General features: G+C 48.7%; 10 protein-coding genes. 1 reads left to right on the top strand and 9 read right to left on the bottom strand.

Translation table 11 applies throughout. The annotated features are described in order from the left end of the window. Positions 1–538: 538 nt before the first annotated feature. The 8 genes from rlmH to scfA all read right to left on the bottom strand — a co-directional run bounded on the left by rlmH (position 539) and on the right by scfA (position 8001). On the bottom strand, positions 539–1021 hold the full coding sequence (rlmH, locus tag ACOBQJ_RS12525; RefSeq protein ID WP_421072100.1) for a 23S rRNA (pseudouridine(1915)-N(3))-methyltransferase RlmH: 483 nt from the start codon (positions 1019–1021) through the stop codon (positions 539–541). A gap of 31 nt (positions 1022–1052) precedes the next feature. Continuing rightward, positions 1053–1424: a VOC family protein gene (locus ACOBQJ_RS12520; protein ID WP_421072099.1), complete on the bottom strand. Its 372-nt coding sequence runs from the start codon at positions 1422–1424 to the stop codon at positions 1053–1055. Positions 1425–1533: 109 nt separating this feature from the next. Further along, the gene (murA, locus tag ACOBQJ_RS12515) at positions 1534–2790 is read right to left on the bottom strand and encodes a UDP-N-acetylglucosamine 1-carboxyvinyltransferase (protein WP_421072098.1); all 1257 of its coding nucleotides are present in this window, start codon (positions 2788–2790) and stop codon (positions 1534–1536) included. A gap of 129 nt (positions 2791–2919) precedes the next feature. Continuing rightward, positions 2920–3834: a peptidase MA family metallohydrolase gene (locus tag ACOBQJ_RS12510; RefSeq protein ID WP_421072097.1), complete on the bottom strand. Its 915-nt coding sequence runs from the start codon at positions 3832–3834 to the stop codon at positions 2920–2922. 131 nt (positions 3835–3965) lie between these two features. Beyond that, positions 3966–4547 carry a tetratricopeptide repeat protein gene (locus ACOBQJ_RS12505; RefSeq protein WP_421072096.1) on the bottom strand — a complete coding sequence of 194 codons (582 nt, stop codon included), beginning with the start codon at positions 4545–4547 and terminating at the stop codon, positions 3966–3968. A gap of 223 nt (positions 4548–4770) precedes the next feature. Beyond that, positions 4771–6102, bottom strand: coding sequence for a LysM peptidoglycan-binding domain-containing M23 family metallopeptidase (locus tag ACOBQJ_RS12500; RefSeq protein ID WP_421072095.1), 1332 nt, complete (start codon positions 6100–6102; stop codon positions 4771–4773). 344 nt (positions 6103–6446) lie between these two features. After that, a complete protein-coding gene (gene scfB, locus ACOBQJ_RS12495; RefSeq protein WP_421072094.1) occupies positions 6447–7796 on the bottom strand; it encodes a thioether cross-link-forming SCIFF peptide maturase in 1350 nt (449 codons plus the stop codon). 55 nt (positions 7797–7851) lie between these two features. After that, positions 7852–8001: a six-cysteine ranthipeptide SCIFF gene (scfA, locus tag ACOBQJ_RS12490; protein ID WP_421072093.1), complete on the bottom strand. Its 150-nt coding sequence runs from the start codon at positions 7999–8001 to the stop codon at positions 7852–7854. Between the two features lie 274 nt (positions 8002–8275). On the opposite strand from scfA, the gene ACOBQJ_RS12485 reads away from it, so the two are divergent. After that, positions 8276–8470, top strand: coding sequence for a hypothetical protein (locus ACOBQJ_RS12485; RefSeq protein ID WP_421072092.1), 195 nt, complete (start codon positions 8276–8278; stop codon positions 8468–8470). A 193-nt stretch (positions 8471–8663) separates the two neighbouring features. Here ACOBQJ_RS12485 and ACOBQJ_RS12480 read toward each other — a convergent pair whose 3' ends face one another. After that, entirely contained in the window at positions 8664–8948 is a 285-nt protein-coding gene (locus tag ACOBQJ_RS12480) for a hypothetical protein (protein ID WP_421072091.1), read from the bottom strand. Positions 8949–8955 lie beyond the last annotated feature (7 nt).

The raw sequence follows: 8955 nt of genomic DNA, 5'->3' as shown, positions 1-8955 counted from the left end.
ATACTCGGGCCACTTCAGCTTTAGTATTTCCTTGATCTTGTTAGATGAATGCCTCATATTCTAATGTTAGCATAATATGGACAATCTTGCCATCACAATCAAAGTATACTTTCCTAAACAATAAAAAGAGAGAAGGCTTCAAGCCTTCTCTCTAAAAGCTACCATCCCTACAGAAATGCCTGTTCCCAGGGTAATACCAATACTGACTGGATCATACTGACTTTACCAACTGAAACACCGAGATGGATTACCGTAACCCTCCAAACTTCCTCAAACCGAGTTTTTCCTCAATACCACAAATCACCAAGATTTGAAACAAAAAACACTATCCATTGGACTGGTCGAACCTTGTAATAAACCCGAAATTCATTCAGACTTACCAACAAACTAAACCATTGTCTCTGTAAGGATGGTGCTTAACATCATAGTACCACAGCATATGGCAAAAATCAATAATAAAACAATATAAATTTTTATTTCATATTTTGGAAACTATGGTTACTTGTGGAGCGACTCACCCAATAATATTGTTTACAAACTATTTATGATACGGTTCACCCCTGGCGATCTTGAACCAGCGGAATATTTGTTCCAGTAAAATAACCCGCATCAGCTGGTGGGGGAAGGTCAGATTGGAAAAAGAGAGCCGCAGGCCCGCCCTTTCCAGCACTGCTTTCGACAGGCCGAGAGAGCCGCCGATAACAAACGTGATGTCACCCTTCCCTTCCAGGGCCAGTTTTTCCAAAACACGGGCCATTTCCTCGGAGGAACACATCCTGCCCCGCAGGTCAAGGGCTATCAGGTAAGTGTCGCGGCGAAGACGCTTGAGGAGGCGCTCACCCTCTTTCTCCTTTACCTTCTCGCACTCTGCCGGTGAAAGGTTGTCCGGGCAGTTTTCGTCGCTTACCTCCTCAATTTCAACCCTGGCGTAAGGTGTCAGCCGCTTCAGGTACTCGGCGGCGCCTTCGGCCAGGTACTTTTCCTTAAGCCGGCCCACCGCCAGGATGGAAATGTGATACATGTAACCCTCCATCTAAAAACTTGTGAAAATACTATACATGTTGATCAAAAAGGATGGGATTGCCATCCGGGTCGACTACAATGAAAAATGCCGGGCCTGATGTCTCCTCATCTGCTTCAGTCTGTATTTCTACAAATTTTGTTTTAAGCTCCCGCTGCAAATCTCGTATGTCAGTAAATGAATCAAGTTTATTGGTGTTTTCATCCCAGCCTGGATTGAAAGTTAACATGTTCTTATCAAACATTCCTTGAAATAGTCCAATAGTGCAGCTGCCATTTTTTAAAATAAGCCAATTCTGTGATATGTCGCCGCCAAAAACTTGAAAACCAAGGTTTTCATAAAATGTCTTTGAGGCCTGAATGTCTTTAACATTCAGACTTATTGAGAATGCTCCTAATTTCATATTTTCCTCCTTCTAATAACCATTCAAATTTAAGATGGGTTGTTCTATGATTCCGGGCACCTCAAAAAAAGTGTTCTCTCCTTAAAAAATAAAAGCGTGTCGCCACGCTTTACTTTCTGTTGATAATTGCTCCTAAAGACTTGAGCTTTTCCTCCAGGTTGTGGTAGCCCCGGTCAATAAACGCAGCATTGCATATCTCGGTCTCACCGGATGCGATCAGCCCGGCCACTATCAGGGCCGCGCCGGCCCGCAGATCGGTCGCCTTTACCTGGGCGCCTTCCAGGGAATCCACCCCCTCGATTACCGCCATCCGTCCTTCAACTTTAATCCTGGCGCCCATTCTTTTCAGCTCGTCGGCCACCATGAAACGGTTTTCAAAGATATTTTCCACCAGCACGCTTGTCCCCGGTATCACCGAAAGCATGGCCATCAGCTGCGACTGCATATCGGTAGGGAACCCGGGGTAAGGCATTGTCTTAATATCTATGGACTTCAGGGGTCCGTTAACGCATACCCTCAGGGTATCCTCACCCTCAATTATATCCGCGTTGGCCTCGCGCAATTTCGCGCTTAGAGGCTGGACATGGGCCGGGATCATGTTATCGAGGGTTATGTCACCCCCTGTGGCCGCCGCCACAACCATAAAAGTTCCCGCTTCGATCCGGTCCGGTATGACCGGGAAACGGACTCCGCCTTCAAGATATTTGACGCCATCAATTTTTATAACATCCGTGCCGGCTCCCCGCACCTTGGCTCCCATGGCGTTGAGGAAATTGGCCAGGTCAACGATTTCCGGCTCCTTGGCCGCGTTCTCTATCAATGTCTGGCCCTTAGCCAGGCAGGCTGCCATCATAATATTTTCGGTCGCCCCGACACTGGGGAAATCCAGGTATACTCTGGCCCCAACGAGCCGGTCAGGCGTGCTGCCGCACACACAGCCGTGCTCCAGGGAGAGGTCGGCCCCCAGCCCGGTCAGGCCCTTAAAATGAAGGTCCATCGGCCTGACCCCGATATTGCAGCCGCCGGGAAGCGCTACCGTAGCCTGTCCAAACCTTGCCAGCATAGGCCCCAGCAGGAGGTTGGAAGCCCTTAGTTTTTTTACCAGGTGAAAAGGCGCTCCCGCGTTCAACTTTTTAGGGGGAACGATCCTCAGGGTCTCGGGGTTTTCCCAGGCGGCGCTGGCGCCAAGGCTGTTTATTATTTCTATCATTACGCGTACATCGCTGATATCGGGAACATTTTCCAGTACTATTTCATTCCTGGCGAGAATGGCAGCGCATAAAAGCGCGAGAGACGCGTTTTTGGCGCCGGAAATTTTCACTCTGCCGCGGAGGGGGATCCCTCCCTTGATTAAAATTCTGCCCATATATTCCTCCTGGCTATAATCCCGGTAAACTATTCTCGTTTTAAATTATTCGTCCCGAAAGCATTTATTCCTGCCGCCTGCTGGAATAAGTACGCACAATGGACCTGCCCGATGGCCGGCCGCCAGAGCTTAATAATTGCTTAAAGCCCATTCCCGCCGGCATTTTTCAAGCCCGTCATAATCCAGTTTTAAATGTTTTTGCATCGCATCTTCAAATTCCATCCCGTCACCCAGTGACTTAATCAAGTCATACAGGGTATCTTCGCCATACACGCCGGCGATATACCTTACGGCGGCAAACGCTTCCCTATATGCCAGGGACTGGCTGGGCAGGTCGTCAAAATTTTCCGCTATGTCTTTCATGGAATAAAAACCGTTGTTAGAAGCGCCCTCGGGTTCGCTGAATTCGAAGCCGGTCAGCTTGTATTCCTCGTACTGGGCCATTCCCTCGGTAAACCAGCGTGGATAATTACCGCCGGTCAGGTAGTCGACCATGAGGTGTGTAAACTCATGGGCCATCGGCCCGGAAGATACAAATGTTTCTTTTACGCTGCCCGGACCGTCCTCATAAATCCAGGAGTGCGGAGACAGCACCCTTATAGCCCCGGCATAGTAAACTCCTATAGCGCTTTCTTTAGCTTCCCAGCCAAAACTCCTGTTCAGCTCTGCCTTGGAGGAGTATAGAATTATAGGGACCCGGACGCGCGGGACATAGCCGAAATCTTCCGTCACCGGGCGGTAAAAATATTCCGCCGTTTCCAGGGCCAGTGCTGCGCCGTCACGATCTTCAGGCCTGAATTTAACATAAAAGTGTTCCGATGTCAATTTTTCCATGTTCCAGGTGCCGGCAACGGTATAGGCTTTGAAAATTTCTCTGACTGTCCAGTAGCTGTAAGATTTTGCTGCCGCAGGAATCTTCCACAGGAAAGCGCTCATCAAAACAAAAGCGGCCGCTAAAATTTTTACTGCCTTGATCAAAGCGCCGCCGCGGCCGGCAGGGTGTGATTCACACGACCATGTGTTTTGAGTTGTCACAGGTTTCATAGCCAGCCTCCTAACTGATTCGTTGACCAGTATTATTATAAGACTGGCGAATAGGCCTTCCTAGCGGAAATATATGCAAAAAATAACCGCGGGGTTATTTTCTTTCAAATTCCCCGCGGCACATGATTCATTTAATTTTTGGCCTGTGCTGTTTTCCATTCATTAATAGTCAGCTTGGCCTTTTCAACATCCGATCCTTCCCTGGCCAGGGCTATGAACTTTTCAAGCTCCTGGATGCCACCCGCATAATCCTTTTTGCCGGCTCCCAGCACATAACCGTAGAGAAGATGGGTGTCTCTAAAATTGGGATCCTTTTGTGCCAGTTCTTTCAGGTTCGTTTCCGCCTGGTCGAATTTACCGCTCATGTAATAAACATAGGCTATCATATAGCGGGCCTCGGAATAACCGGGGTCAGCCGCCAGTACCTGCTCATAGGTCTTAACAGCCTGGTCCGGTTTGCTGGTGTAAATATAAGCCTCAGCCAGTTCCATCAAAACCGCTGTGTTTCCGGGGCTTTTTACGGCTTCGGCTTCAAGCTCGGCAAGCCTCTCCTGCGGTGTTTTTTGGGCTGTCCCGGAATTCTGCGCCCCTCCGCCCGACGGCTGGTCCTGAAACAGGCTCGCCAGCGGGATAACCAGGCCGATAGCGATTAAAGCGGTTATCGTTATAAAAATGGCTCTCCTTAACTTGTTTCTTGACCTTCCAAAAAACATTTTCGCACCACCTCAAATGTATTATAGCACTGTCGGGACCGTTTACAACCCCTATTAAATGTAAAGCATTTGCTGTCGTATTACTCTCTCAAGTAACATTATCCGGTAAAACATCCGCCCGGGTCCTAAAACCCCGGGCGGCATTAATCTTTAAAACTTTAATCTTTTTCTTTTTCCTGTCGTCTGACATCCTTGTCATCCGACTTCCGATTTCTGACCCCTGTTACGGCAGGAAGTCCAGCGGGTCCTGCGGCTCGCCCCCCACGATGGTCTCCAAGTGCAGGTGAGGGCCGGTAGAGTTACCCGTGGAGCCGACCAGGCCGATGGTTTCACCCCGGTCAACTGAATCTCCCAGATCCGCATATATTTTGGATAGGTGAGCGTACCTGGTCACCAGGCCGCCTCCGTGGGATATTTCGACTTTCATGCCGTATCCCCCGTCCCATCCCGCGTCAACCACGGTGCCGCCGGCCACAGCCACCACATCGCTTCCATAGCTGGCGTCCAGATCTATGCCTTCGTGCATCCGGCCCCAGCGCATACCAAAGGAAGACACCACACCGCCGTCACAGGGCCAGGCCAGCCTTACCGAACTGCCCCTGGAGGCCACCATGGTTATTGCTCCCTTAACAACCTCTTCTGTCTTGGGTTCGCTTCTAACTACTTGATTGAGGACCTCTCTGCCTGTTTCCAGGCCGTTCTCACGCGTAATCCTGTATGTGACGGTCCTTTCCCCGGGTATACCCTCGCTGATAATAACTTTCTCTCCCAGCAGGAGCCCGTCATCGTATTTAACATTTACGGAATATGCAATTTTCTCGTCTACAGTAACTTCCCTGGTCGCTACGACCGTGATTAAAGGCGCCTCCTGGCTCAGGTAAAGCACCTGGTCGATGCTTAAATCTTCCGGGTTCAAGCCCGGGTTGGTAAATACGATCTGGTCCTGGTCGATATGGACGGCCCGTGATATATCCCAGAGGGTATCACCGTCCTTGACCGTGTACTGCACTATTTTGTTTGTACCCAGTAAAACCATTTTTTTAGCCGTTTCAAAATCCATGGCCTCGCCAATGTCTGCAAAAACGTCGGCTATTTCAATATTCTCTTTGAATCCCAACTGATCGGAAGGTTCAACGGGGTAAACCGATTTCAGCCAGCCCAACAGGGTTTCAGCCTCCTGCCTGTCTTTCAGCAGGACTTTCTCTTCCCCGTTAACCAGGATGGCCGCGCCCTGCGTCTTGAATGTCAGAGCACTGCTCATCTGTGCCTTAAGCTCCTCAAAATCCAAAATATCTTCAGCTTTATCCTTGACCCTTATACCTACGAACGAAACCTTCTCAATATAACTTACGGTCCTGCCTGCCTCTCCGGTTTTATATTCTACCAGTTCGGCCAGGGCTTTTTTAGCTGTAGTTTGATCAGCGGCAATGGCTATCACTGTTCCATTCGCTTTAACCGCGCATGCGTTTCCAGCAAAAGCGGCGTAAAGCGACAGCGCAACTGTCAGATAGAGTGCAACTCCAATTACAATCCGGCGCGGTATGGTTTGTTTCATAAACCATTGTTGAGCTATACCGAGATAAGCTAACACAAAGCTCAAATTTCCCAACACCGGAAGGCGCCGCAGTCCTCCTTGCTTAAGCGGCAAACGCTTCAGCTCCTTTCACAAATTTTTTATTATCATTGGTTGGTTTACAAATTTAGCAATCTAAGGCAACGAAAAAAACGCGGGTATATTATAACATAGCGGTAAATAACCGGTAAACTTACTGCTGTCATAGGAAACGGGCGAAAATCATGCTAAACCCGGAATAGCGGTGAATATTTGGTTCATATGCCAGATTATTTACGGAATGGCGGGCAGAGCCAGCCAGGCCGGTTTTTTCCTTGCCTTTCCCTTTATGCGCCGGCCTCCATTACTTTTAAATAAATAGCGCATTCCAGTCTTTTTTTAGCCAGCTCGCACCCCAGGCTGTATGGCTCTAAGATAGTGCCGTTTGACATTTCGGCATTGGCGTGGCATCCGCCGCTGCAGTAAAACCTGGCCCAGCAGCCGGCACATGTTTCTTTGTTGTATACATGGGCTGTCCTGAATTGAGAAACCAAAGCGCCATTTATTTTTTGTTCATATACATTTCCAAGCAAAAACCCTTCCCTGCCGACAAACTGGTGGCAGGGATAAATGTCCCCGTTTGGAGCCACGGCCATATACTCGTGGCCGGCGCCGCAGCCGGTCAGGCGCTTCGGCAGGCACGGCCCCCCGTCAAGGTCGATATTAAAGTGAAAAAAATCAAAGGGGTTGCCATTCCGCCTGCGCCGCAGCAACTCCCGCGTTAAAGCTTCATACTGTGAGAACAAGCAGGGCAGGTCCTCCCCGCGAATTGAATACTCAGCCTCCTCCGGCGCCACCACCGGCTCCACCGAAAGGTGTTCAAACCCCATGTCCGCGATGTGCAGCACGTCAGCGCAAAAATCAGTATTGCGACGGGTATAGGTCCCGCGGATAATATAATTTTCACCGCCCCTGGAGTTTACAAAACTTTTTATCCTGTCCATCACAATATCGTAAGAACCGGCCCCTCCCGGTTTGGGACGCATGGCGTCATGCACCTCGCGCCGGCCGTCCAGGCTGAGCACAACGCTGATATTTTGCTCGTTGAGGTATTGCGTAACCTTTTCATCCAGAAGGACCGCGTTTGTGGTAAGGGTGAATTTGAAATCTTTGCCGGACTTATGTCCCCGCTCCCGGCCATAATCAACCAGTTCCTGCAAAACAGAAAGATTTAAGAGAGGCTCTCCGCCGAAAAAATCAACCTCGAGGCGCCTGCGGGAACCCGAGCGGGCGATTAAAAAATCAAGGGCCCTTTTGCCTGTGTCAGCAGGCATCAGCTCGTCATCTCCGCCAAAGCGCCCCTGCCCGGCAAAGCAGTACCGGCATCGCAGGTTGCAGGAGTGGGCCAGGTGCAGGCACAGTGACTTGACCTCAAACCCAACGGGAGGGCTGTACAGATCCCGGCAGGGGTCCCCGCTGAAAAGCTGCCCTTTTTTCTCCAGGCCTTTGATTTCAGCGAGGGCTTCTTCTATATCTTTAATATCGTATTTTTGACAGTATTTCTTAACAAGGCTTTCGCCGGGTATCTGACGGTAGTCTTCCAAAAGGTCCCAGACCAGCTCGTCCACCACATGGACAGTTCCGCTGTGGACATCCAGAACAACTCTGCTCCCGTCAAACTCGAACTTGTGAAGCAAATAATTTGTCCTCCTCAAAAAAGCACCTCGTCCCTTTGAAGGACAAGGCTCTTTTTTACTTGTTTTCTTTTGCACAGACTTGGTTGCCAACCGTGCAGGAGGTCTTGCAGGCTGACTGGCAGGAGGACTGGCATTCCCCACAGCCGCGATCCTTGACAGTAGCTGCCAGGTTAACGCTGTTTATTGTCTTTATATGCTTGCCCAAAGTTTACCACCTCGCTTCACTAGTCATTATAAATGATCAGAGATAGCGGCGCAACCGGCTGAAAACGCAAAAAGCCCCCTTATAAAACAAAAACTACAGGCTAAAAACCCGGCCTGCGCGGGCATTTGTCTTTATCCGGCAGAGTTTATCCCTGACCACATAATTCCCCATGCAGGCAGTTTTCCACAACACATAGTGCAAAAAACGATAAATTTCTACAATATATATTGTTCAATAATTTAATTAATGTTAGAATATTACAGGGGGTTATAGCGTGAGTTTTTTCAAATTATTTGACAGCATAAAATTTTATTATAGTTATATCGTCTCCGGGTTTTCGAACGGGGGAAGCTGGAAAATAGAAAAAATTACCGAGCTGAACAGCATGGAAACCCGGAAAATAATGGTTAGAAACAGGTCCACCTACGAAGAGATCTTCGGCTACCAGCAAAGGATATCCCATCAATAGCCGTATTGGCCTATCTGAGTGATACCGAAAAGGTTCATTCTTCGTTCTGCTGGTATGTTATTCCCTTTTTTAAACTGCTTAAATTATCGAGACCCTGTCTGATACGGCAGGGTCTTGTTTTTTGAGCAGTTAATAATGTATAAGTTTTGCTTTTTTATAAAATTATCTTATGAAGCCTGGGTGTTTTATCAAATTATTTTATTGACTGATCGCCGGTGGGAAATAAAATTGTATAGGAATATTCTGCCGCACTGAAATCATCGTGCCAGTCTATTTTGGTCAGGGTCACATTTTCACAATGCATGCAGCGCGATAAAATATATGCCAGACCCCAGGGCCTTTTACTTTGCTTTACCAGGTAGCCGCAGGGGCTGGACAAAGTTTCAATATCCCTCTCGCTGTACTCAGAAAGCACTTTCGACAGGCCCTTTCTGCCGCAGTGCCCGCAAAAAAGCTCTGAGGAATAGTTTGCTTTCATGTTTTTC

The organism is Pelotomaculum propionicicum (genome assembly GCF_048984525.1).
Classification (GTDB): domain Bacteria; phylum Bacillota; class Desulfotomaculia; order Desulfotomaculales; family Pelotomaculaceae; genus Syntrophopropionicum; species Syntrophopropionicum propionicicum_A.
Note: the sequence above shows the minus strand (reverse complement) of the source record. Positions and strands in the feature narration are given on the sequence as shown.

What these genes read in the sequence shown, in the direction of transcription:
- ACOBQJ_RS12480 (WP_421072091.1), bottom strand. Translation starts at nt 8,948, where the DNA reads ATGAAAGCAAACTATTCCTCAGAGCTTTTTTGCGGGCACTGCGGCAGA.
- ACOBQJ_RS12500 (WP_421072095.1), bottom strand. Translation starts at nt 6,102, where the DNA reads ATGAAACAAACCATACCGCGCCGGATTGTAATTGGAGTTGCACTCTAT.
- murA (WP_421072098.1), bottom strand. Translation starts at nt 2,790, where the DNA reads ATGGGCAGAATTTTAATCAAGGGAGGGATCCCCCTCCGCGGCAGAGTG.
- ACOBQJ_RS12510 (WP_421072097.1), bottom strand. Translation starts at nt 3,834, where the DNA reads ATGAAACCTGTGACAACTCAAAACACATGGTCGTGTGAATCACACCCT.
- ACOBQJ_RS12505 (WP_421072096.1), bottom strand. Translation starts at nt 4,547, where the DNA reads ATGTTTTTTGGAAGGTCAAGAAACAAGTTAAGGAGAGCCATTTTTATA.
- ACOBQJ_RS12520 (WP_421072099.1), bottom strand. Translation starts at nt 1,424, where the DNA reads ATGAAATTAGGAGCATTCTCAATAAGTCTGAATGTTAAAGACATTCAG.
- rlmH (WP_421072100.1), bottom strand. Translation starts at nt 1,021, where the DNA reads ATGTATCACATTTCCATCCTGGCGGTGGGCCGGCTTAAGGAAAAGTAC.